This is a genomic window from Lysinibacillus sp. BS3 (assembly GCF_039614735.1).
Taxonomy (GTDB): domain Bacteria; phylum Bacillota; class Bacilli; order Bacillales_A; family Planococcaceae; genus Lysinibacillus; species Lysinibacillus capsici.
The window spans coordinates 3,329,543-3,355,038 of record NZ_CP154860.1 but is presented as its reverse complement, the minus strand read 5'-3'; the positions used below and the strand labels follow the sequence as shown (position 1 = coordinate 3,355,038).

18 protein-coding genes, 3 rRNA genes and 3 riboswitches are annotated in these 25,496 nt (G+C 41.1%); all 21 genes read right to left on the bottom strand.

Annotation, left to right across the window (positions count from 1 at the left end):
* Positions 1 to 111 precede the first annotated feature (111 nt).
* The 21 genes from purN to AAJG31_RS16415 all read right to left on the bottom strand — a co-directional run bounded on the left by purN (position 112) and on the right by AAJG31_RS16415 (position 25,331).
* Entirely contained in the window at positions 112 to 681 is a 570-nt protein-coding gene (gene purN / locus AAJG31_RS16515; RefSeq protein WP_004225729.1) for a phosphoribosylglycinamide formyltransferase, read from the bottom strand.
* The gene (purM, locus tag AAJG31_RS16510; protein ID WP_048394892.1) at positions 681 to 1,736 is read right to left on the bottom strand and encodes a phosphoribosylformylglycinamidine cyclo-ligase; all 1,056 of its coding nucleotides are present in this window, start codon (positions 1,734 to 1,736) and stop codon (positions 681 to 683) included. The genes purN and purM overlap by 1 nt, the downstream gene beginning before the upstream one ends.
* Before the next feature lie 84 nt (positions 1,737 to 1,820).
* Positions 1,821 to 3,245, bottom strand: coding sequence for an amidophosphoribosyltransferase (purF, locus tag AAJG31_RS16505; protein ID WP_054548976.1), 1,425 nt, complete (start codon positions 3,243 to 3,245; stop codon positions 1,821 to 1,823).
* Positions 3,221 to 5,455, bottom strand: a complete 2,235-nt coding sequence (gene purL, locus AAJG31_RS16500; RefSeq protein WP_259951007.1) for a phosphoribosylformylglycinamidine synthase subunit PurL — start codon at positions 5,453 to 5,455, stop codon at positions 3,221 to 3,223. Before purL ends, purF begins: the two co-directional genes overlap by 25 nt.
* The gene (gene purQ, locus AAJG31_RS16495; RefSeq protein ID WP_048394895.1) at positions 5,442 to 6,125 is read right to left on the bottom strand and encodes a phosphoribosylformylglycinamidine synthase subunit PurQ; all 684 of its coding nucleotides are present in this window, start codon (positions 6,123 to 6,125) and stop codon (positions 5,442 to 5,444) included. Before purQ ends, purL begins: the two co-directional genes overlap by 14 nt.
* A 2-nt stretch (positions 6,126 to 6,127) precedes the next feature.
* The gene (gene purS, locus AAJG31_RS16490) at positions 6,128 to 6,376 is read right to left on the bottom strand and encodes a phosphoribosylformylglycinamidine synthase subunit PurS (protein WP_004225741.1); all 249 of its coding nucleotides are present in this window, start codon (positions 6,374 to 6,376) and stop codon (positions 6,128 to 6,130) included.
* Positions 6,377 to 6,378: 2 nt separating this feature from the next.
* Positions 6,379 to 7,089 carry a phosphoribosylaminoimidazolesuccinocarboxamide synthase gene (gene purC, locus AAJG31_RS16485; protein ID WP_048394896.1) on the bottom strand — a complete coding sequence of 237 codons (711 nt, stop codon included), beginning with the start codon at positions 7,087 to 7,089 and terminating at the stop codon, positions 6,379 to 6,381.
* A gap of 128 nt (positions 7,090 to 7,217) precedes the next feature.
* Complete coding sequence (gene purB, locus AAJG31_RS16480) at positions 7,218 to 8,513, bottom strand: adenylosuccinate lyase (protein ID WP_004225746.1); 1,296 nt, start codon at positions 8,511 to 8,513, stop codon at positions 7,218 to 7,220.
* A 13-nt stretch (positions 8,514 to 8,526) separates the two neighbouring features.
* A complete protein-coding gene (purK, locus tag AAJG31_RS16475) occupies positions 8,527 to 9,651 on the bottom strand; it encodes a 5-(carboxyamino)imidazole ribonucleotide synthase (protein WP_004225748.1) in 1,125 nt (374 codons plus the stop codon).
* Positions 9,648 to 10,136 carry a 5-(carboxyamino)imidazole ribonucleotide mutase gene (gene purE / locus AAJG31_RS16470; protein WP_004225751.1) on the bottom strand — a complete coding sequence of 163 codons (489 nt, stop codon included), beginning with the start codon at positions 10,134 to 10,136 and terminating at the stop codon, positions 9,648 to 9,650. The genes purK and purE overlap by 4 nt, the downstream gene beginning before the upstream one ends.
* Before the next feature lie 208 nt (positions 10,137 to 10,344).
* Positions 10,345 to 10,443: riboswitch (purine riboswitch) on the bottom strand.
* Positions 10,444 to 10,536: 93 nt separating this feature from the next.
* Positions 10,537 to 10,731: an NETI motif-containing protein gene (locus tag AAJG31_RS16465; RefSeq protein WP_066038205.1), complete on the bottom strand. Its 195-nt coding sequence runs from the start codon at positions 10,729 to 10,731 to the stop codon at positions 10,537 to 10,539.
* Positions 10,732 to 10,871: 140 nt separating this feature from the next.
* On the bottom strand, positions 10,872 to 11,138 hold the full coding sequence (locus tag AAJG31_RS16460) for a hypothetical protein (RefSeq protein WP_066038204.1): 267 nt from the start codon (positions 11,136 to 11,138) through the stop codon (positions 10,872 to 10,874).
* Between the two features lie 149 nt (positions 11,139 to 11,287).
* Positions 11,288 to 11,403: ribosomal RNA gene (gene rrf, locus AAJG31_RS16455) — 5S ribosomal RNA — on the bottom strand.
* Between the two features lie 111 nt (positions 11,404 to 11,514).
* Positions 11,515 to 14,442: ribosomal RNA gene (locus AAJG31_RS16450) — 23S ribosomal RNA — on the bottom strand.
* 180 nt (positions 14,443 to 14,622) lie between these two features.
* Positions 14,623 to 16,174 (bottom strand): 16S ribosomal RNA (locus AAJG31_RS16445).
* Together the 16S, 23S and 5S rRNA genes form the textbook arrangement of a ribosomal RNA operon.
* A 424-nt stretch (positions 16,175 to 16,598) precedes the next feature.
* Positions 16,599 to 17,900 carry an NCS2 family permease gene (locus tag AAJG31_RS16440; protein ID WP_279496286.1) on the bottom strand — a complete coding sequence of 434 codons (1,302 nt, stop codon included), beginning with the start codon at positions 17,898 to 17,900 and terminating at the stop codon, positions 16,599 to 16,601.
* Between the two features lie 131 nt (positions 17,901 to 18,031).
* Positions 18,032 to 18,133, bottom strand: a riboswitch (purine riboswitch).
* 209 nt (positions 18,134 to 18,342) lie between these two features.
* Complete coding sequence (locus tag AAJG31_RS16435) at positions 18,343 to 19,011, bottom strand: MOSC domain-containing protein (RefSeq protein ID WP_279496288.1); 669 nt, start codon at positions 19,009 to 19,011, stop codon at positions 18,343 to 18,345.
* A 174-nt stretch (positions 19,012 to 19,185) separates the two neighbouring features.
* A complete protein-coding gene (gene guaA / locus AAJG31_RS16430) occupies positions 19,186 to 20,739 on the bottom strand; it encodes a glutamine-hydrolyzing GMP synthase (RefSeq protein WP_036076059.1) in 1,554 nt (517 codons plus the stop codon).
* 155 nt (positions 20,740 to 20,894) lie between these two features.
* Positions 20,895 to 20,996: riboswitch (purine riboswitch) on the bottom strand.
* A gap of 32 nt (positions 20,997 to 21,028) precedes the next feature.
* Positions 21,029 to 23,212, bottom strand: a complete 2,184-nt coding sequence (locus AAJG31_RS16425) for a transglutaminase domain-containing protein (protein WP_279496290.1) — start codon at positions 23,210 to 23,212, stop codon at positions 21,029 to 21,031.
* Positions 23,209 to 24,390 (bottom strand): DUF58 domain-containing protein, encoded by a 1,182-nt coding sequence (locus AAJG31_RS16420; RefSeq protein WP_103118862.1) that lies wholly within the window; start codon positions 24,388 to 24,390, stop codon positions 23,209 to 23,211. The genes AAJG31_RS16425 and AAJG31_RS16420 overlap by 4 nt, the downstream gene beginning before the upstream one ends.
* Complete coding sequence (locus AAJG31_RS16415) at positions 24,387 to 25,331, bottom strand: MoxR family ATPase (RefSeq protein ID WP_048395021.1); 945 nt, start codon at positions 25,329 to 25,331, stop codon at positions 24,387 to 24,389. Before AAJG31_RS16415 ends, AAJG31_RS16420 begins: the two co-directional genes overlap by 4 nt.
* Positions 25,332 to 25,496: the final 165 nt, after the last annotated feature.

The window sequence follows — 25,496 nt, the reverse complement described above, 5'->3', positions numbered from 1 at the left end:
ACAATATCCTCCTAATTTTTATCGTGCTGTCCACGACTGACTTGCTTCAATAGATTAATAGAGTTAGGTCTTACTTGTTGAGTAGGATTCTCGACCTAACTCCCTCTTCAGTTACTGTAATAATTGCTGTAATGCCTTTGTATATAATAAATGCTCTTGTTTGTGAATTTCAGCTTCTGTTGCCTCGCGATTTCCTTCAATGACAGGTACCGCTGCCTGAGCGATAATTGGTCCAGTATCCATTCCTTCATCAACAAAATGCACTGTTACACCTGTTATTTTCACACCATGATTAATGGCTTGTCCAATAGCGTCCTTTCCAGGAAAGGCAGGCAATAGGGACGGGTGAATATTAACAATTCGCTGTGGAAAGGCTGCTAATAATACGTCACTGATTAAACGCATATACCCAGCAAGCACAATCCATTTCACATCGCACTCATGTAAAGCTTCGATAATAGCTGTCTCATATGCTGACTTCGAGACAAACTCTTTTGGATTCAATGCTAACACTGGAATCCCAAAGTTTTCAGCACGTGTTACTACAAATGCTCCAGGCTTATCTGTGACCACTAGTGCGACCTTTGCATGGAGTTCACCACGTTCAATGGCCTCTTGAATGGCTTGAAAATTGCTACCGCTACCTGACGCGAACACGGCTATTTTTGTTGGTGCAGTCATTACACTAAACTCCCATCATGTGAGCCATTAAATACTACTCCGTCACCTTTAATAACACGTCCGATTGTATAAGCCTTTTCACCATTTGCTTCAACTGCAGCAATTACTTTATCAGCTTCAGTTTCTGGCACAGCTATTACAAAGCCAATACCCATGTTAAACACATTATATAAATCTTTATCTTCTAGCTGACCTTTCTCTTTTAGGAATTCAAAGATACGTAATACAGGCCAAGAACCTAAGTCGATTTCCGTTGCTAGTCCCTCTGGCATCATGCGTGGTAGATTTTCATAGAAACCGCCACCTGTAACATGTGCACAGCCATGTACATCTGCTGCCTTTAAAGCTGCTAGCACAGGTTTAGCATATAGCTTTGTTGGCACTAGAAGCGCCTCACCGATTGGGCCTAGATCTTCATAGCCTTCTACAATAGCATCCACAGCATATTGATGATCTGCAAAGACAATTTTACGCACTAAAGAATAACCGTTTGAATGTACACCACTTGATGCAATTCCAATAAGTACATCGCCTTCTACGATTTCTTCACCTGTCACGATAGCAGACTTTTCACACGCGCCTACTGCAAAGCCAGCTAGATCATATTCATCTTCTTCATAAAGACCAGGCATTTCCGCAGTTTCTCCACCTATTAGAGCCGCACCTGATTGCACACAGCCATCTGCAACACCTTTGACAATTTGTTCGATTTTTGCAGGCTCTGCTTTTCCAAGAGCTACGTAATCTAAAAAGTACAGCGGTTCTGCTCCTTGAGCAACAATATCATTTACACACATTGCTACACAGTCCACACCGATTGTATCGTGCTTGTCTACCATGAAGGCTAGCTTTAGCTTTGTTCCAACACCATCTGTCCCCGAAATAAGAACAGGTTCTTTAAGATTCAGTTCTGACAAGTCAAACATGCCACCAAAACCACCAAATGTCCCCATTACACCTAGACGGTTCGTACGTTCAACATGAGACTTCATTCGTTTTACGGCTTCATAGCCCGCTTCAATATTTACACCTGCTTGTTCATATGCCTTTGACACGCAGAGTTCCTCCTTATCATCCAAGTCGCCTAAGTTTCCTAGATAGAAATGACTGTAAGACACTAATTTGTTGCGATGTTGTTCTTAACGTAATAATTCTTTTTCATGTGGCAAAATCGTATCCGGGAAAATCTCTGTTGGATATTTGCCTGTAAAGCATGCAAGACAAAGTCCTCGGTTTTCATCTTCGTATGGTCGTGCAATTGTTTCTACCATCCCCTCAACAGAAAGGAATGTCAGAGAATCTGCACCAATTGCTTCACGAATTTCATCTACATTATGACTAGAAGCAATTAGTTCTTCATGCGTTGATGTATCAATGCCATAATAACAAGGGTTTGTCATCGGCGGTGATGAAATCACAACATGAACTTCCGCTGCGCCAGCATCTTTTAGCATTTTGACAATGCGACGAGATGTTGTACCACGAACGATAGAATCATCAACCATTACTACTTTTTTTCCTTTTACGACTTGAACAACAGGTGAAAGTTTCATTTTCACACCACGTTCACGTAGCTCCTGTGTCGGCTGAATAAACGTACGACCAACATAACGGTTTTTAATAAGACCTAATTCATAAGGGATTCCACTTTCTTCTGCAAAACCAATCGCTGCGGAAATACTTGAATCAGGAACACCTGTTACAACATCTGCTTCAATATGCGCACACTCACGAGCAAGCTGTTTACCCATACGTTTTCGTGCCATATGAACGTTAATACCATCAATATCCGAATCAGGACGTGCTAAATAAACATATTCCATCGCACACATCGAACGTTTCTCCATATCAGCAAAACGATCTGATTTTACGCCCTCATCATTAATAATGATTAATTCACCTGGTTCTACCGAACGAACGAATTCTGCACCAATTAAATCGAATGCACAAGTTTCAGAAGCTACCACCCAGCCATCTCCTAGTTTTCCAAGAGATAATGGACGTAAACCATGTGGATCACGTGCAACAAGCATTTCATCCTTTGTCATAATTAAGAAAGAATAGGCACCCTTTAAAAGAGATAGGGCATTTTTCACCTTCGCACGGAATGGTGAATGCGAACTTTTCTTAATAAGATGCGCCAACACTTCTGTATCAGAGCTAGAGTGGAAAATGCTACCTTGTCGCTCTAGATATTGCTTTAAATGTGTCGCATTGACTAAGTTACCGTTATGGGCAATTGAAAGGCTACCAGTTGAGGAGTGGAATAATAATGGCTGTACATTTTCAATACCGCCACCACCAGCAGTCGTATAACGAACATGCGCAATAGCTGCTTTGCCGTTCACTGCTTTTAATTTATCTTCGTTGAAAACATCATTAACTAGTCCTTCGCCTTTCACCGCGCGAAGATGCTGTCCGTCTGAAACGACAATTCCAGCGCCTTCTTGTCCACGGTGTTGAAGAGCATGAAGCCCGTAATAGCTAAGGTGCGCTGGACTTGGGTTACCCCAAATACCAAACACCCCACATTCTTCGTTTAAGCCTCTGAGTTCAGCAAGCATGGGATTGCTCCTTTCCAATTAGAACGGAATTCCTCCACTGTACCTTCTACAAGCACACCTTTGTCCCCGTTGATTTTCACAAGTGCATCGTTTGTTACGACACCAATTTTTTGAGCATCTTTCATGATTTCTACAAATGCTGCAGCATTTTCTTCTTTAACTGTAACAACAAAACGAGATTGACTCTCACTGAATAGCGCGGTTGTTGCAGAGCCTGTTAATGTTACATCCACACCAAGACCTTTAGCGCCAAATGTTGTTTCAGCAATCGCCACAGCTAGACCTCCCTCTGCTACATCATGCGCAGATTGAACAAGGCCTGCTTTAATCGCCTTTAATAAAGATTGCTGACGTGTCGCTTCAACCTCTAAATCAATAGCTGGCGCTTTCCCTGAAATAACACCATTATTTAAAAGTTTTTGAAGCTCTGAACCGCCAAATTCTGTTTTTGTCTCACCAATAACAAAGACAAGATCTCCTGCTGCCTTTACATCCTGTGTCGTTACATGTGCTAAGTCTTCAATAAGACCAACCATACCAATTGTTGGCGTTGGATACACCGCTTCGCCTGAACGCTCATTATAAAGAGAAACGTTACCTCCGATTACTGGAGCATTTAATGCCGTACAAGCTGCCGAAATACCATCTGCAGATTTTTCAATTTGCCAGAAGATTTCTGGTTTCTCTGGATTACCGAAGTTTAAGCAGTCTGTAATCGCAAGTGGCGTGCCACCAGTTGCCACGATATTACGAGCTGCTTCGGCTACTGCGATAGCACCACCCACTTCTGGATCTAAATAGATATAACGTGAGTTACAGTCTGTTGTCATTGCCAACCCTTTATTTGTGCCACGTACTCGAATAACAGCAGCGTCAGAGCCTGGTTTAACAACTGTTGATGTACGTACCTGATAATCATATTGATCGTATACCCATTCTTTAGAAGCAATTGTCGGTGCTTTTAATAAAGCAATGAGTGTTTCTTTGTAATCAGTCACAGCAGGTTCAGTGTTTTCGATTGCTTGGAACTGAGCATAGTATGCAGGTTCTGCAGATGGTTTATGATAAACAGGTGCATCTTCTGCTAATGCGTCTGCAGGTACCTCTGCAACTACTTGTCCTTTGTGTAGCAGACGAAGCATTTTATCATCTGTAACGCGACCAATCGCTACTGCATCTAAATCGTATTTATCGAAAATCGCTTTAATTTCATCTTCGCGACCTTTTTTCACAACTAAAAGCATACGTTCTTGAGACTCAGACAACATCATTTCATACGCTGACATTCCTGTTTCACGCTGAGGCACTAAGTCTAAGTTCATTTCTACACCAGAACCAGCCTTTGAAGCCATTTCTGCTGAAGAAGAAGTAAGACCAGCTGCACCCATATCTTGAATACCAACTAGAGCATCCGATTTTACAACCTCTAAACAAGCTTCAAGTAAAAGCTTCTCCATAAATGGATCTCCAACTTGTACCGCTGGACGTTGGTTTTCTGATTCCTCAGTTAATTCCTCAGAGGCGAATGTTGCACCATGAATACCATCACGGCCTGTTTTCGCTCCAACATACATCACTGTATTACCTACACCAGCAGCAATGCCTCGTTGAATATCTTTATGATCAATTAAACCGACACACATAGCATTCACTAGAGGATTACCTTCATAGCAAGGATCAAATTGAATTTCGCCACCTACTGTTGGGATTCCGATACAGTTACCATATCCTGCGATTCCCGCTACTACTTCTTCAAATAGATATTTACCACGTGCTGACTTTAATTCACCAAAGCGTAACGAGTTTAACATAGCGATTGGACGTGCACCCATTGAGAAAACGTCACGGATAATACCACCGACACCCGTTGCAGCCCCTTGATAAGGTTCAATTGCAGATGGATGGTTATGCGATTCCATTTTAAACACTACTGCTTGTTCGTCACCAATATCAACAATACCTGCACCTTCACCTGGTCCTTGTAATACCTGTGGACCTTTAGTAGGGAATTTACGTAGTACTGGCTTTGAATTTTTGTACGAGCAGTGTTCAGACCACATTACTGAGAAAAGACCTGTCTCTGTCCAGTTAGGTAGACGTCCTAAAATACCTTCTACCATTGCAAATTCTTCGTCTGACATCCCCATTCCAGCGTATAGCTTCTCATCTTTAATCTGCTGTGCTGTTGGCTCAAACTTAGTTGTTGACATGATTTTCCCTCCACTGCTTCACGATTGATTTAAATACTGCTAGACCGTCTGCGCCGCCCACCAGTGCATCAACAGCTCGCTCTGGGTGTGGCATCATCCCTAATACATTGCCGCGCTCGTTTATAATCCCTGCGATATCTTCTAAAGAACCGTTTGGATTGTCACCTGAGTATGTGAATACGATTTGATTATTATCTTTTAGTGATTGTAAAGTTTCCTCGTCACAGTAGTAGTTACCTTCACCATGTGCGATTGGAATATTGATGATTTGACCTTGCTCATATTGATTTGTGAATAATGTATTGTTGTTTTCAACTTTAAGCTGCACTGTACGGCACATAAATTTTAAGTTTTTATTGCGCAATAAAGCTCCTGGCAATAAACCTGCTTCCGTTAGGATTTGGAAGCCATTACATACACCTAATACAGGTTTACCAGCATCTGCTGCCTTCTTAACTTCTGTCATAATGTTAGATTGATTAGCCATTGCACCACAACGAAGATAATCCCCATAGGAGAATCCTCCAGGTACTAATACACCATCAAAACCACTTAGATCTGTTGCTGTATGCCATACATATTCTACTTCTTCACCTAGCTCGTCTTTAATCGCATGATACATATCGATGTCACAGTTTGACCCAGGGAATACGAGTACTGCGAATTTCATGATTAAATAGCCTCCTCGACTTCGTAACGGTAGTCTTCAATTACAACGTTCGTTAAAACCTTTTCACACATTTCTTTTACTAGAGTATCAATGTCACGTTCTGAATCTTTAATTGATAGTTCAAGATATTTACCGATACGTAAATCTTCTACTTCACCGTAGCCCATCTTAGCTAAAGAACCTTGTACTGCAGAGCCTTGAGGATCAAGAATACTCTCACGTAATGTTACATAGATTTTTACTTTTTTCATTGTTATTTGCCTCCGAGTCTAGAAAGTATAATAGTATAAACTTCAGTTAAATTACCAAGGTCACGACGAAAAACATCTTTGTCTAACTTTTGCTTCGTTGTTGCATCCCAAAGTCGGCATGTATCTGGTGAAATTTCATCTGCCAATAATACATGACCATCCATATCACGGCCGAACTCTAATTTAAAATCAATCAATGTCACATTGACATCTGCAAAGATCGGCTGTAGCACTTTGTTAACGGCTAATGCACCATCATAAATAGCTGTTACTTCAGTTGGTGTGGCAAGTTCAAGAACATCAATATGTTCTGTCGTAATAAGTGGGTCGCCTAAATCATCGTCTTTATAATAAAATTCAACGATTGGTCGTTTTAAAGGTGTCCCTTCTTCAAGACCTAGACGCTTTGCTAAACTTCCAGCAGCAATATTACGAACAACTACCTCAATCGGAATAATTTCTACTTTTTTTACAAGTTGTTGTGTATCGGATAATCGTTTTACGAAATGTGACGCAATTCCGTTAGCTTGTAATTTTTCGAAAATTAATGAAGTAATGCGATTATTTAAAATGCCCTTACCTTCAATTTCCTCTTTCTTTTCACCATTGAATGCTGTTGCACTATCCTTGTACTCAACAAGTAGCACATTTGGCTCCTCTGTTGTGAACAATTTTTTTGCTTTACCTTCATACAAAAGTTGACCTTTAGTCATTTCGTTTTCCCCCTGATATTATGAGATACGCTTGTAATAATGTTCAGAATTGAACCGTATCTCTACGATTCAACTCTGAAACTTTTACTGGTGGCTCTAACATTTATTATTAGATGGCTAAATAAATATTAGTTAAGTCCTAGTCGTTCAAAAATCATATCAACATGCTGTAAGTGGTAGTTGTAATCAAAACAATCATCCAACTCTTCTTTTGTTAAATAAGATGTGATTTTTTCACTTGCATCGACTAATGTACGGAACTGAACTTGCTCGTCCCAAGCCTGCATTGCTAAAGGTTGTACTGTATCATAAGCTTCTTCACGTACTAGTCCTTTATCAATCAATGCTAGTAAGATGCGTTGAGAATAAATAAGACCAAATGTACGATCCATATTACGTTTCATGTTCTCAGGGAATACTGTTAAGTTTTTCACAATATTACCGAAGCGATTTAGCATATAGTTAAGAGTAATTGTTGCATCCGGTAAAATAACACGCTCTGCAGATGAATGTGAAATATCACGCTCATGCCATAAAGCTACATTTTCATAAGCAGTCACCATATAACCTCGCATTAAACGAGACATACCAACCATGTTTTCAGAACCGATTGGATTACGCTTATGTGGCATTGCAGATGATCCTTTTTGTCCTTTTGCAAAAGCTTCCTCCACTTCACGTGTTTCAGATTTCTGTAGTCCACGAATTTCTGTTGCGAATTTTTCAATTGAAGTAGCGATTAAAGCTAATGCACCTAAATACTGAGCATGGCGATCACGCTGTAAAGTTTGTGTGGAGATCGGTGATGCTGCAAGTCCTAATTTATCGCAAACATATTGCTCAACACGAGGATCGATATTGGCATATGTTCCAACAGCTCCAGACATTTTTCCTGTTTCAATTACTTTGGCAGCTGCTTCAAAACGTTCAAGGTTACGCTTCATTTCCTCATACCATAAACCAAGTTTCAAACCGAAAGTTGTTGGTTCAGCATGAACACCATGTGTGCGTCCCATCATAACTGTATGTTTATGTTCTTTTGCCTTAGTAGCAATAATATCAATGAAATTTACTATATCTTTTCGTAAAATATCATTTGCTTGTTTGATTAAATAAGAAAGTGCTGTATCTACTACGTCCGTAGAAGTTAAACCATAATGTACCCATTTGCGCTCTTCTCCAAGTGTTTCAGAAACAGCACGAGTAAAGGCTACAACGTCATGACGAGTTTCTTGTTCAATTTCTAATATACGATTCACATCAAATGAAGCATTTTCGCGAATTTTAGCAACATCCTCTTTAGGGATATCTCCTAACTCTGCCCATGCTTCACAAGCTAAAATTTCAACCTCTAGCCAAGCTTGGTATTTATTTTGTTCTGTCCAAATTGCACCCATTTCGGGTCTTGTGTAACGTTCAATCATCGCGTATCTCCTTCTATTCTGACCAAATGCCAGAACTCTCGATTTGTTGTAGTGTAGCTTCTAAGTCTTTTGTCATAATCGTCACATGGCCCATTTTACGGTTGACCTTAGCTTCAGCTTTCCCATAAAGATGTATGGACCATTCAGGATATTTAGCAATTGAGTTACTGAGTGGCACGACATGCTGCCCTAATACATTGACCATAATGGATGGTGCCCATAGTTGTGGCTTACGTAACGGCCAGCCACAAACAGCACGAATATGCTGATGGAATTGTGAAACATTACATGCTTCAATTGAATAATGACCAGAATTATGAGGTCTTGGTGCTAATTCATTGATAACAATACTACCATCTTCTAATACAAACATTTCTACCGCTAGCGTTCCTACTAAATGTAAATAATCTGCAATTTTCAAAGCTTCTCGTTCTGCAGCTTGAGCTGTGCTTTCAGTTATGCGAGCAGGTACTATTGTCTCGTGAAGAATATGATGAACATGAATGTTCTCTCCAACTGGCTGACAATACGATTCACCATGACCATTTCTTTGAACAATGACCGATACTTCCTTTACGAAAGGAACAAATCCTTCTGCAATACATTGCGAATGCGTGAATAATTCTTTCGCTAAAGGCAAATCTTCAGTTGATTTTAAAAGCTGCTGTCCCTTGCCATCATAACCACCTCTTGCTGTTTTGACTATACAAGGATAACCAATCGAATCAATATTGGCTACTAATTCTTCATAAGTTTTTGCAACAATATATGGTGCTACTGGGCAACCAGCTTTCACAATAGCTTCTTTCTCTGTTATACGGTTTTGTGTAATACGTACCAACTCTGCTCCTTGAGGAACATAAGCCATTTGTGATAAACGCTTTAAGCCTTCATAATCAATATTTTCAAATTCATATGTGATAATATCACTTACTTCTGCAAGTTCTTCTAAAGCAGCTTCATCATCATATGGAGCTACAATGCGAATATCTGCTACCTGCCCACAAGGTGAGTCCATTGCTGGTTCAAGAACAGCCACTTTAAAACCTGACTCCTTTGCAGCAAGTGCCATCATTCGACCAAGTTGCCCTCCGCCTATAATGCCTATCGTTTGTCCAGGATAAATAATCTTCGTCACACTAAGTCACCTGTACTTTCTAATACTTGCTGCTTTGTTGCTTCACGTCTAGCATCTAATTTATTAGCAAGCTCCGCATCTGTTGTTGACAAAATTTGAGCTGCAAGTAACCCTGCATTAGTCGCTCCTGCTTTGCCAATCGCAACAGTAGCTACAGGTACACCACCAGGCATTTGAACGATGGATAATAGTGAGTCAAGTCCATTAAGTGCACGTGATTGAACTGGTACACCGATGACAGGTAATGTTGTTTTAGCTGCCACCATTCCTGGTAAATGTGCAGCACCGCCTGCTCCAGCAATAATTACTTGTATTCCTCGCTCGCGAGCTGCCTCTGCATATTCAAACATTAAATCAGGTGTACGATGTGCAGATACAACTTTCTTTTCGTACGGTACTTGTAATTCATCTAAAATATCACATGCATGTTTCATTGTTTCCCAGTCACTTGAACTACCCATAATGACACCGATTTTCGGATTCATAAATTGTCGCTCCTTTTAAACGATAGAAAAATGATCAATTATTTATTGTGCTAGCCTCTATTTTGAATAGCTACTGCAATTCTTATTTACAAAGAAAATCCCCAAATAAACTACTCTCTACCAGTACACGTGAAAGCAGTTTACTTGAGGATTATTCGGACAAGATCGTCTCCATGTACATAGCTGTACAAAGACCTTCTCACCTTACGCCAAAAGTGCTTTCCCGCATAGTCCAGCATTTACGGTGCCGGGTAGAGACACTAGAGCCAATCCTCTAGCATATATGTGGGATCTATTTGTTTTTCCTTCTCACATTTTAACAAGGGATTGTCTTATCGTCAATCCAAAAATGCGAACATTTTTTATTAGGTGAAAAAAAACGTTCGGTTTTTAGTCAAAATCATTCGATATCTTGAGCAAGTATACCTTTAAACTGAATTTTTTGGCGCAAATAAGCTGGCTCACCATCTACGATATGAAAAAGTGGCTCTTCTTTTCGTCCTATGACCATAAAGCCATCTTTCCGCATTCTTGCCAAGCAATCCTCGATTGACTCGTTTTCCTGTACCTCATACCAAATTTGCTTTTTTCCCAACTTTTTCTTCCTTTCCATTGTACATATTCATTCACAACCAATTTGTAATTCATTATACCTTTTGTTGCTTACAGAAGTATGTAAGAACTTAAATAAATAGAAAAAACTGCAGAATTCCTCTCCGCAGTTTTGATGAATGCTCATGGAACAAAAAATGCCTTTAAATAGATACAAAAAAATAATAGCAGTAGGAACAAATGAAGGACAACAAGAACCATACGATATCCTTTGATACCAAATAGGGCACTGGTGATGCCTAAACCACCTAAAATAAACGGCATAAACATATTTACACGATAGAGAAATGTAAAAAAGTTTCCATACCATTTGGTTGAATCATAGCCAAACATAAAGAATATAAGTAGTAGACTTGAGATCGAAATCGCAGAAAAAATGTTCTGCCTCATTTTGATTCCTCCATTATTAAATCCAGAATGTATCTAGGCGAAAGAAATTTCCTTTAAATCCACTTGTAAATATTAAATATATTATAGCATTTTATGAATAGTTCACAAAATAAAAAAAAGCCATGGAATACATCCATGACTTTTTAATTGCCTAGCGACGTCCTACTCTCACAGGGGGAAGCCCCCAACTACCATCGGCGCTAAAGAGCTTAACTTCCGTGTTCGGTATGGGAACGGGTGTGACATCTTTGCCATCATCACTAGACTATGGTCGACCTTCCATACACGGCGTATTGCTGTGTCTAGAAGCTCTCTTTTTAGAAAGATTTGCTCTTTCAAAACTGGATAAACGGTGCATTGAATGTTTCAAACTTTTTTGGTTAAGTCCTCGATCGATTAGTATTCGTCAGCTCCATGTGTCACCACACTTCCACCTCGAACCTATCTACCTCATCGTCTTTGAGGGATCTTACTTACTTGCGTAATGGGAAATCTCATCTTGAGGGGGGCTTCATGCTTAGATGCTTTCAGCACTTATCCCGTCCACACATAGCTACCCAGCGATGCCTTTGGCAAGACAACTGGTACACCAGCGGTGTGTCCATCCCGGTCCTCTCGTACTAAGGACAGCTCCTCTCAAATTTCCTACGCCCACGACGGATAGGGACCGAACTGTCTCACGACGTTCTGAACCCAGCTCGCGTACCGCTTTAATGGGCGAACAGCCCAACCCTTGGGACCGACTACAGCCCCAGGATGCGATGAGCCGACATCGAGGTGCCAAACCTCCCCGTCGATGTGGACTCTTGGGGGAGATAAGCCTGTTATCCCCGGGGTAGCTTTTATCCGTTGAGCGATGGCCCTTCCATGCGGAACCACCGGATCACTAAGCCCGTCTTTCGACCCTGCTCGACTTGTAGGTCTCGCAGTCAAGCTCCCTTGTGCCTTTACACTCTACGAATGATTTCCAACCATTCTGAGGGAACCTTTGGGCGCCTCCGTTACCTTTTAGGAGGCGACCGCCCCAGTCAAACTGTCCGCCTGACACTGTCTCCTGCCCCGCTAAGGGGCATGGGTTAGAATTTCAATACAACCAGGGTAGTATCCCACCGACGCCTCCTTCGAAGCTGGCGCTCCGAGATCTCTGGCTCCTACCTATCCTGTACAAGTTGTACCAAAATTCAATATCAGGCTACAGTAAAGCTCCACGGGGTCTTTCCGTCCTGTCGCGGGTAACCTGCATCTTCACAGGTACTATAATTTCACCGAGTCTCTCGTTGAGACAGTGCCCAGATCGTTACGCCTTTCGTGCGGGTCGGAACTTACCCGACAAGGAATTTCGCTACCTTAGGACCGTTATAGTTACGGCCGCCGTTTACTGGGGCTTCAATTCGCAGCTTCGCTTGCGCTAACCACTCCTCTTAACCTTCCAGCACCGGGCAGGCGTCAGCCCCTATACGTCACCTTACGGTTTTGCAGAGACCTGTGTTTTTGCTAAACAGTCGCCTGGGCCTATTCACTGCGGCTCTCATGCGCTTGCACGCTCAAGAGCACCCCTTCTCCCGAAGTTACGGGGTCATTTTGCCGAGTTCCTTAACGAGAGTTCTCTCGCACACCTTAGGATTCTCTCCTCGACTACCTGTGTCGGTTTGCGGTACGGGCACCTCTCACCTCGATAGAGGCTTTTCTTGGCAGTGTGAAATCAGGAACTTCGTCCATACGGACTCGCCATCACAGCTCAACGTTACAGTGTGCGGATTTGCCTACACACACGCCTTACTGCTTGGACGCGCACAACCAACGGCGCGCTTACCCTATCCTACTGCGTCCCCCCATTTCTCAAACGGTGAGGAGGTGGTACAGGAATATCAACCTGTTGTCCATCGCCTACGCCTATCGGCCTCGGCTTAGGTCCCGACTAACCCTGAGCGGACGAGCCTTCCTCAGGAAACCTTAGTCATACGGTGGACGGGATTCTCACCCGTCTTTCGCTACTCATACCGGCATTCTCACTTCTAAGCGCTCCACCAGTCCTTCCGATCTGACTTCAACGCACTTAGAACGCTCTCCTACCACTGACATCGTAGATGTCAATCCACAGCTTCGGTGAATCGTTTAGCCCCGATACATTTTCGGCGCAGCGTCACTCGACCAGTGAGCTATTACGCACTCTTTAAATGATGGCTGCTTCTAAGCCAACATCCTGGTTGTCTGTGCAACGCCACATCCTTTTCCACTTAACGATTACTTTGGGACCTTAGCTGGTGGTCTGGGCTGTTTCCCTTTTGACTACGGATCTTATCACTCGCAGTCTGACTCCCGTGTATAAATATCTGGCATTCGGAGTTTGTCTGAATTCGGTAAACCGGGATGGCCCCCTAGTCCAAACAGTGCTCTACCTCCAGTATTCTCATCACGAGGCTAGCCCTAAAGCTATTTCGGAGAGAACCAGCTATCTCCAAGTTCGATTGGAATTTCTCCGCTACCCACACCTCATCCCCGCACTTTTCAACGTGCGTGGGTTCGGGCCTCCAGTAAGTGTTACCTCACCTTCACCCTGGACATGGGTAGATCACCTGGTTTCGGGTCTACGACCACGTACTATTTCGCCCTATTCAGACTCGCTTTCGCTGCGGCTCCGCCTTCTAAAGCTTAACCTCGCACGTAATCGTAACTCGCCGGTTCATTCTACAAAAGGCACGCTATCACCCATTAACGGGCTCTAACTACTTGTAGGCACACGGTTTCAGGATCTCTTTCACTCCCCTTCCGGGGTGCTTTTCACCTTTCCCTCACGGTACTGGTTCACTATCGGTCACTAGGTAGTATTTAGCCTTGGGAGATGGTCCTCCCGGATTCCGACGGAATTTCACGTGTTCCGCCGTACTCAGGATCCACTCAGGAGAGAACGAACTTTCGACTACAGGGCTTTTACCTGCTCTGGCGGACCTTTCCAAGTCGCTTCATCTAACTCGCTCTTTTGTAACTCCGTATAGAGTGTCCTACAACCCCAAGAGGCAAGCCTCTTGGTTTGGGCTCTTCCCGTTTCGCTCGCCGCTACTCAGGGAATCGATTTTTCTTTCTCTTCCTCCAGGTACTTAGATGTTTCAGTTCCCTGGGTCTGCCTTCAAGACGCTATGTATTCACGTCAAGATACTACGCGATTAAACGTAGTGGGTTCCCCCATTCGGAAATCTCCGGATCAAAGCTCACTTACAGCTCCCCGAAGCATATCGGTGTTAGTGCCGTCCTTCTTCGGCTCCTAGTGCCAAGGCATTCGCCGTGCGCCCTTAATAACTTAACCAAGTTATTAAGCCTATAAAAAACTTAAAAAATAAATGTGTTTGTTACAATTTCAATGTCGTTTTATCCAGTTTTCAAAGAACAAGTTTTGAAGTGTTTCATTCAGAAGAATGAACCTTCAAAACTGAACGCAAAACGTAATCTTACAAACCCAAGGTTTGTATTCCGAAATAATCCTTAGAAAGGAGGTGATCCAGCCGCACCTTCCGATACGGCTACCTTGTTACGACTTCACCCCAATCATCTATCCCACCTTCGGCGGCTGGCTCCAAAAGGTTACCTCACCGACTTCGGGTGTTACAAACTCTCGTGGTGTGACGGGCGGTGTGTACAAGGCCCGGGAACGTATTCACCGCGGCATGCTGATCCGCGATTACTAGCGATTCCGGCTTCATGTAGGCGAGTTGCAGCCTACAATCCGAACTGAGAACGACTTTATCGGATTAGCTCCCTCTCGCGAGTTGGCAACCGTTTGTATCGTCCATTGTAGCACGTGTGTAGCCCAGGTCATAAGGGGCATGATGATTTGACGTCATCCCCACCTTCCTCCGGTTTGTCACCGGCAGTCACCTTAGAGTGCCCAACTAAATGATGGCAACTAAGATCAAGGGTTGCGCTCGTTGCGGGACTTAACCCAACATCTCACGACACGAGCTGACGACAACCATGCACCACCTGTCACCGTTGCCCCCGAAGGGGAAACTATATCTCTACAGTGGTCAACGGGATGTCAAGACCTGGTAAGGTTCTTCGCGTTGCTTCGAATTAAACCACATGCTCCACCGCTTGTGCGGGCCCCCGTCAATTCCTTTGAGTTTCAGTCTTGCGACCGTACTCCCCAGGCGGAGTGCTTAATGCGTTAGCTGCAGCACTAAGGGGCGGAAACCCCCTAACACTTAGCACTCATCGTTTACGGCGTGGACTACCAGGGTATCTAATCCTGTTTGCTCCCCACGCTTTCGCGCCTCAGCGTCAGTTACAGACCAGAAAGTCGCCTTCGCCACTGGTGTTCCTCCAAATCTCTACGCATTTCACCGCTACACTTGGAATTCCACTTTCCTCTTCTGCACTCAAGTCCCCCAGTTTCCAATGACCCTCCACGGTTGAGCCGTGGGCTTTCACATCAGACTTAAAGGACCGCCTGCGCGCGCTTTACGCCCAATAATTCCGGACAACGCTTGCCACCTACGTATTACCGCGGCTGCTGGCACGTAGTTAGCCGTGGCTTTCTAATAAGGTACCGTCAAGGTACAGCCAGTTACTACTGTACTTGTTCTTCCCTTACAACAGAGTTTTACGATCCGAAAACCTTCTTCACTCACGCGGCGTTGCTCCATCAGGCTTTCGCCCATTGTGGAAGATTCCCTACTGCTGCCTCCCGTAGGAGTCTGGGCCGTGTCTCAGTCCCAGTGTGGCCGATCACCCTCTCAGGTCGGCTACGCATCGTCGCCTTGGTGAGCCGTTACCTCACCAACTAGCTAATGCGCCGCGGGCCCATCCTATAGCGACAGCCGAAACCGTCTTTCAGTCTTTTACCATGAAGCAAAAGAGATTATTCGGTATTAGCCCCGGTTTCCCGGAGTTATCCCAAACTATAGGGTAGGTTGCCCACGTGTTACTCACCCGTCCGCCGCTAACGTCAAAGGAGCAAGCTCCTTTTCTGTTCGCTCGACTTGCATGTATTAGGCACGCCGCCAGCGTTCGTCCTGAGCCAGGATCAAACTCTCCATAAAAAGAAATTTGATTAGCTCAAATTGTTTTGCTGGCATCATGTTTGATGTCCAAAATTGTGTTCGTTCACTAGTAAAACTAGCTACTTAAAACTTTATTGATTACGTTTTGCTTGTTCAGTTTTCAAGGTTCATTTACTAGTTACACTAAGTAACTTTTTATAATTTAACATAATGTTAACTCGTTGTCAACTGTTTATGTTAATATTTTTTAAGTTGTTCGTTTATTTCGTAACAACGTGTTTAAATATATCATCATAAATTTAAGTTTGCAAGTGTTTCATTAAAGTAAAACTATTCGCATTATTTAAAACCGAGTTTCTTCTATATAAATGTAAAAATAATACCTTCTTTTATTTTGGATCAACTCAATAAAAAACACCTTTAATTGTTAGCAACTTACTAACAATTAAAGGTGTCTGTTTAACTAACGTACCCAAATGAAGTATGCAAGGAAAACAAAGAATAGACCATACATCATTGGGTGAATTTCTTTTTTACGACCTGCTAATAACATTGTAATTGGGTAGAATACAAAGCCGATTGCAATACCAGTAGCAATTGAATAACCAAGTGGCATCATTAATACTGTAAAGAATGCAGGTACTGCTATTTCGAATTTGTCCCAATCAATTAAGCGTAAGGACGATACCATTAGTACCCCTACGATTACTAAAGCTGGAGCAGTAACTGCTGGTGTTACCACTGAAAGTAATGGTGAGAAGAATAATGCAACTAAGAACAGTACTGCTGTTACGACTGCTGAAAATCCTGAACGAGCGCCTGCAGCAACTCCAGAAGTTGACTCTACGTACGCTGTTGTTGTTGACGTACCAAATAAAGAACCGATAGTTGTTGCTAGTGCATCTGCCATTAAGGCACGTCCTGCACGCGGTAATTTATTATCTTTTACTAAACCTGCTTGTGTCGCTACAGCCATTAAAGTACCAGCTGTATCAAAGAAATCAACAAACAAGAATGTTAACACTACTACTAAAAACTTCACGTTAAATAATGTACCGAAGTCACCAAGTGGTTCTAGTGCTACCATGAATGTAGAATCTACACTTGGAATAGCTGATACAACGGCTGTCGGAGGATCAATGATACCTGTGATCATCCCAATAACTGCAGTAATCACCATTCCTAAGAAAATACCGATACTGCGCAATTTAATAATAAGAATAACTGAAAGAATAATTCCGAATACCGCTAATAATGTAGCGCCTGTGAAACTTCCTAAAGTGACTAAAGTAGCTGGGCTATCGACAATGATCCCTGCTCCTTGTAAACCAACAAAAGTTATAAATAAACCAATACCTGCAGAAACTGCATATTTAAGTTGTACTGGTATAGCATTAATAACAGTTTCGCGGATACCAGTTAAAGATAAAATAATAAAGATAATCCCTGAGAAGAACACGCCTGTTAAACCAGTTTGCCACGGAATACCGTATGCTCCGACTACAGTAAATGCAAAGAATGCATTTAACCCCATCCCAGGAGCAAGTGAAATCGGAAACTTCGCGAAAATCCCCATAATCAAAGAACCGACTGCTGCTGCTAAAGCTGTTGCTACGAAAACAGCACCTTTATCCATCCCTGCATTTTCTAGAATACCTGGGTTAACAGCTAGAATATATGCCATTGCAAGGAAGGTTGTAATACCGCCTATTATTTCGCGGCGATAATTAGTTCCTAATTCATCGAACATGAAATATTTTTTCATTATCAAAAAATCCTCCGTGTGGTCGTCTTCAATATCGAAAACAAAAAAGACACGCTGACTACTCTACTAGTCGCATGTCTACGATATATTTCATCACAATTAGTGTGTGAAACAAATTAGTGTTTATACATTTATGTATAAACCTAAATCGTAGTCAAGTTATTTACGGTAACTTGGTAGAAACTCACGGGCCTTATCCCCGACATTATACGACGACGTATTTAATTTACATTCGTAATATATCATTTCGTTTTTTAGATTTCAACCCTATTTCCGAACATTTTTCTAAAAAGAAATACGAAAGTTCGTGTAAAATTCTTATTTAATGTTCAGGTTCTATTAAATGTATTACTAAAGAGGCTTTGTACTGAACATTTCAGCAATTAGTTTAAAGAAAAAATCCCCTAGAAATTCTAGAGGATCCTTCTTTTGAACGTATGTTTTAACTCATCACTTTTCTTTGCAAGACTTGAATTCTTTTTTCTAATTTTTCTTTCCAATCTTCTGCTAATGCATCTACTGCTTGTATTTGTTTCATAGCGATTGCATCATTGTTTTTGAAGTACACTTCATTGCAATACAAAACAGAGATACGTGCAGGATGCTTTTCTACAAGCTCAATTGTTGAATCTGCACAGATTGTCCCTTCTTCAAGTACACGCGCAAGGAAACCTGTATAGCCTGTTTCGATTAAACGTTTGAGTAATGTGTTTGCCTCGGTATATCTATCAATCGTACTACATGGAATACGTCCCTGTGTAATTTGAATGACAGCATCTCCAATTTTATAAATATCACCAATACAAACATCTGATTCTAACATATTTGTTACGGTTAAATTTTCGCCAAATGCAGGAACGGGTAACGTTTTTCCAAGTTCCTGTTCCCATTGTATGTAATGCTCCGTAGGATATAAACAAACTGCTCGATCAGGGCCACCGTGATGTTTTTTATCTGCCACATCATCCCCTTCAAAGCCTTGAGAGGACAAATAAACTTCTTGCACTCGTTGCTTTTCAATCCCTGTAATCATTGAACGTCCTTTACTATCAACTAATTCTTTTGGCATCCCAACCGTTAATGTATGAATCAGTGGTTTATTTTTCTCCATTTAAATCCCCCCTAATCTGAATAGTATAATTTCTTGTGCATTCATTTAGTTTACTACATACAACACTTTACCAGCAATTTTTGCAGTTGAGATACTTCATTAAGCCATAAATTCAGAAGGAAATAAATCAAAAAAAGCCCTAAAAACCTCTCAGGGCTTTTAGGGCTTTTGCTATTATTCCCACTCAATCGTTGCTGGTGGCTTAGATGTAATATCATACAGCACGCGGTTCACGTGTTTTACTTCGTTTACAAGGCGGACGGAGATTTTCTCTAGTACATCCCAAGGAATACGTGCCCAGTCAGAAGTCATACCGTCGATAGATGTAACGGCACGGATACCGATTGCATAGTCATACGTACGAGCATCGCCCATTACACCTACTGAACGGATATCAGGTAATACCGTAAAATATTGCCAAATATCACGATCAAGGCCAGCTTTTGCGATTTCTTCACGTAGAATGAAATCAGATTCGCGAACGATTTCTAATTTTTCTTCTGTTACTTCACCAAGCACACGGATACCTAATCCAGGACCTGGGAACGGTTGACGCCAAACGATTTTTTCGTCTAGTCCAAGCTCTAAGCCTAGCGCACGTACTTCATCTTTAAATAAAGTTTTCAGTGGCTCAATTAGTTGGAATTGCATATCTTCAGGAAGACCACCAACATTATGGTGTGATTTGATTGTTTGTGCAGTTGAAGTACCAGATTCAATAATATCTGTGTAAAGAGTTCCTTGTGCTAAGAAATCCATACCTTCAAGCTTAGATGCCTCTTCATCAAATACATAAATGAATTCATTACCGATAATTTTACGTTTTTTCTCTGGATCAGAAACCCCAGCAAGTTTGTCCATGAATCGTTTACGTGCATCAATTTTAATAAGATTCATGTCAAAGTCTTCTGTGAATGTTTTCATTACTTGTTCAACTTCGCCTTTACGGTTTAAGTTGTGGTCTACGAACATACAAGTTAATTGATCGCCTATTGCTTTATGGATTAACACCGCTACCACTGATGAGTCTACACCACCAGAAAGTGCACATAATACTTTTTTATCGCCAACGATTTCACGAATTTTTGCAATTTCAAGCTCAATGAAGTTTGCCATTGACCAATCGCCTTTCGCTTCACAGATGTCGAATACGAATTGACGTAATAGATCATTACCATATACAGAGTGACGTACTTCTGGATGGAATTGTACAGCATATAGTTTACGTTCAACGTTTGCCATTGCAGCAATCGGACAAGATGCACTAGTTGCGATGACTTCAAATCCAGCTGGAACTTCTGTTACATGGTCACCATGGCTCATCCAAACGATTTGTTCTGTAGGTAATTCACCAAATAATTTGTTTGGTGTTGTTACTTGAATTTCGGCTTTACCATACTCGCGTGTTTCAGCACCTTCAACTTTACCGCCGTTTGTATGGGCCATTAATTGCATACCATAGCAAATACCTAAAATCGGTAAACCTAATTCGAAGATAGCTGGATCCACATGAAAGGCATTTTCATCATAAACAGAGTTTGGACCACCTGAGAAAATAATACCTGTTGCGTTCATATCTTTAATTTCTTCTGCAGTTACCGTATGTGGATGTAATTCACTGAAAACACCAAATTCACGAATACGACGTGTAATTAATTGGTTAAATTGGCTACCGAAGTCTAGTACAACGATTTTTTCTTGCTCTTTTAATAAAGGGCTAGCTGTCAAAATTTCCACCTCTTCTATTATTTTTAAAGGATTTTTCATGTGTTCAAAGAAAAACGCGAAGAAAGTAAAAAAACTTTCTACGCGTTCATAAGCTCTAGAATATTGATAAAGGCGAATGCGTAGCAAAGTAAAGTGATTTACTATACTTTTCACCTAACGAAAACATCCGCCTTCATAGAGAAATCATTTAAGGTGATTTCGTAGAAACATCCGAACCCTATTATCGAACTTATATGAAAGCAATCCTTGCATTTAATTTTTTTCATTTTACTCTTTGTCTACGTTAAAATCAACTGATAGTGCGATTGATTAAATATTCCCAACTTTCTTTCAGCTTCGCAAAATCAACATCTTCTTTGTCTTTCCCATAAATATGTTGCTCGTAAACTACCGTCAGCTTTTGCATTTCATCTGTTTCTAATGCTGAATCTACACGCTCTGCGAATGCACTTAATGTTTCTCCATCTTTTCTGCGCAAACCAATACGGGATAATTGCTTCAGTAAAACATGGTAGGAAGAATCGAAATTTGACCAATCCGCTACTTTTTTACGGTATGCTCGAACATGCATCTTAGGAATCCACGTTTTACGCTGTAAGAATAAAGAAATACCTGTGATTATTAATAATACAACAATTATCACCCAAACATAGGCAAACTTTTTCATCCATAACCACATTGCATCAAAGCTAAATGTTGATTTTGTCTGTTCCTTCTCGGTTACCTGTTCTTGTGGTTGTGGCTGCTCGGGTTTTCGTTCTGGCTGCGCCACTTCCTCCTCATCAGACGTATCTAACGGAATATCATAATCGATGTTAACATTCCCAGAAAAGCCGATTGTAGGCTCAAACTCCATCCATCCCGTTCCAGGTATAAAAGCTTCTACCCATGAGTGCGCATTGTCATTCGTGATGCGATATTCGCGTAATCCATCTGACACAGGTCCTGCAGTTCCAGGTGCAAAGCCTTTCACCCATCGAGCTGGGATTCCTACTGAGCGTAAAAGTACCACCATTGAAGTGGAGAAATTATCACAATACCCAACTTTTGTATCGAACAAAAATTGATCGACATAATCCTGATTTTCACCAGGAATGGCAGCTTGCGTTTTATCGTACTTAAAACCATTTGTTCTAAAATAACTTTCTACAGCCTTAATTTGTTCATAAACCGTATCTTTCTTTTGCGTTATTTCAGACGCTAAGTCCCTTACACGCTGAGGAAGTTGGTTAGGTAACTGCAAAAATCGATCAAAGGAAGAATCCATTGTTTCAAGTGTTGCTGGATATGACAATTGGAGCTGCTCCATACTATAAACAGGCTCACTATAAGACAATGAATAGTTTGATAATGATTTCGATTCCCCTACCTGTTGTTCTATATTCATTTTTTCAGTCTGCTCATCTTGAATAAATAAAGTGGAATCTTGAGCCGAAACAGAAAGCATACCATATGTTTGAATTAAAAATGGCATTGGAACAGCAATATCTAATTGAATCTGACGTTCACTTTCGGGCGGCCCTACTTGTAAAGAAGTCAGAATGGGTGTATTTGACTCATAAACATTTTTCCCAAAGTTCCCCTCTGAAACAATCCAACCTTTTGACGTATACGTATCTTTTGTTTCAATACGCCAATAATGACGATCACGGGAAGAGGCAGTGAATATTAAAGTATTATCTCCTTGGAACGGACCACCTAACTGACTATCATCCTGGCTATAACCAACTGATTTTTGACCATTTCCATTTCCGTCTTGTCCAGTAACCCCTTGGATAAACGGCACCGGATCTGCCCATGTTGGCCCAGTCTTTGGTAAAAAGTATGCTACAGAACTAACGAGTAATACAGATACTAGCATGGGAATAACAATTTTCCATTTCTCCATTACCGTACTTGTAGTTTCTACTTGAAGCCATAGGCGCTTGACAAAAAGAACACCTGTCATGATTAATCCTAAAACAACAACTTTTACAATTGCCGCTTTACCGTCATAGTCACTAAATGTATCCAAAGTAGCAATAAAGAATACGGTCATGGCAAAGAAGTAGAATATATTTTTTCGCACCGAAACCCAATGGTGAATTAAATAGACCAGCATCCAAATCAATACAAGAAATAACACTGTTCTGAAAACATCTGAAACCTGTCCAAAGTCACCTGTTAGAATCGTGGCCATGTTCCCTCTCCATTCAGCCAATAAAAAAGGCAATGTATCACCAGATAATACAGGACTAGGGCTATAGATAAAAACGACAAACCAGGTAATATAACCAAACTTCACTAATCCTGATAATAAAGGATGTACGCGGAAAAGACTTAGCGCTAAAGACATACCGATAAACACTAAGAAAAGATGCATCCCACCTGTATTCGTTAATTGCATAATGGGAATAAGCCATTCACGCAAAATGAAAAATACAATAACATAAGCTATGGCTAATTCTAAAAATTCTCCTAATGATTGCTTCACGGTCTTATCACCTCCGTGAATAAATGATAGAAATCTGCTGGATTTACATAAATAACTTGTATATGTTTATACCGCATCGCAAGCTCAGATTGCACTGGTTGCTGCTTTGCCACTACAAAACAAATACAGCTTTTCACTATATTCGCAAGAGTATGTAGGAATTCATCTGAAACATCACTTGTCACATAAAGCAGTGTTGCAACTTGTTTAAAGGCTTGTTGGTCATGAAATCGAAACTTGACATTCTCTGTAGGTTTTATCGCAGCTAAATGATACATGACTTGATCTAAATGCTTGTCACCCTGTATAGCTGGGAATACTTTCGTCATTGCTCCAGCAGAAATAAATGATAAATCTCCTCGTTCCTGAACGATCATTTGTAGCATTGAAGCTACTAACTCTACTTTTTCTTCAAACATCGAGGATTTTGTAGCGTCTAGCACTAACATTAGTTCAGATGATTGTCGATCCTCAAATTCCTTAGACTGTAACTTTTGTGTACGTGCAAATGATTTCCAATGAATCCACGAAAAACGATCTCCTGGAACGTACTCTCGTAATCCAACAGCCATCGATGTGTCCTTCACAATAGAGTATGGAGACATCATCAAGCCAACATCATATTTTGTTTGAAGCGCAGCATATTTCATCTCTTGTACTCTTGGGTAAACTAAAATAGTTTGGTCCTTTTCTGCTACGACAACCTTTTTAGCCCAGCCAAAAAAATCATAGAAAACAATTGTAACACCTAGGTAACGATGTTCACCACGTGGCATATTTTCCAATTCATATTGCCAGCTAAAGGTTTTTTTAAATCCAACGAACTTAATGGCATTCGCATTTTGTATTTTAGCTTGCACTAATCCCTCACTATCCACAAGTTCCTCCATTACGATATAGGCAAATGGAAAACGTGTTTTACGTTCTATCGTAATAAGCACCTTCGCTGATTGACCTCGTTCTATATGAATCGGGTCAATCTTGCGTTCGATTAGTAAAATATCTTCTCTAACGACAAAGAAAATGAATGCATATACTAAAAATGGGCTAACCGTAAAAAATACAAACCAGCTCACAAACCCACCTTGGAACATTGCATAACAAAATGTTATGATCATCAAGAAAGCGATTAATAGGAAATGTTTACTTTTTTCTACAAAAGCTTTCCATTGCCTCATTGTTCTGCAAACCTCTTTGTCGGAACTGGTGTTTTAGCAATGATCCGCTGGATAATTTCGTCTGCTGTCACGTTATCATAGCGTGCATCTGGTTTTAAAACTAAACGATGATTAAAAACAAATGGCACTAAATATTGAACATCATCAGGGGTAACATAGCTTCGTCCTTTTAAAAATGCGTAAGCTTGAGAAGCTTTCATTAGCGCTATTGTGGCACGTGGACTCACACCTAAATAGACATAATTATTTTCTCTTGTTAGGGTAGCAAGCTCCACCATATAATTTTTAACAGAATCTTCTACATACACACCTTGAACAAGTTCCTGTAATTCGATTAATTGCGCTACCGATAATACTGCTTCGATTTTTTCAATGGCTTTACCATTCTCAGCTCTTCGTAAAATTTCAACCTCTTGCCCCCTAGATGGATAGCCCATTTTTATCTTTAAGAGAAATCGATCTAGTTGTGCTTCAGGTAAAGGATAGGTACCTTCATGTTCAATCGGGTTTTGTGTAGCCATCACAAAAAATGGCTGATTGATCATCAGCGTTTTCCCATCAATTGTAACAGAAGCCTCTTCCATCCCCTCTAACAACGCTGATTGAGTTTTCGGTGACGTTCGGTTAATTTCATCGGCTAATACAACATCCCCCATGATTGGCCCTGGACGAAATTCAAACTCCATTGTTTTGGGATTATAAATAGAAATACCGACTACATCTGATGGCAATAGATCTGGCGTAAATTGAATACGCTTAAATTGTGCATCAAACGATTTTGCAAGTGCTCGCACCATCATTGTCTTTCCTACTCCAGGTACATCCTCCAATAAAACATGTCCCCTTGCTAATAATGCGACAATACTGAGCTCAGCAACTTCTCTTTTACCAATCATTACCTTTTCTATATTTTCTAAAACATTCTGTATTTGAGCATTCATTAATCGAAAAGCCTCCCATTCCATCAAGCAATTGTGTGAATTGCAAGCAAACTTAATCTAAGCATAGCGAAATCTGTCTTGTAAAACAATTATCTGAAACTTCTACTTCCTACGAACATTCATAAAAAAGGCTTGTTTGATAACATCCAAACAAGCCTAATCCTT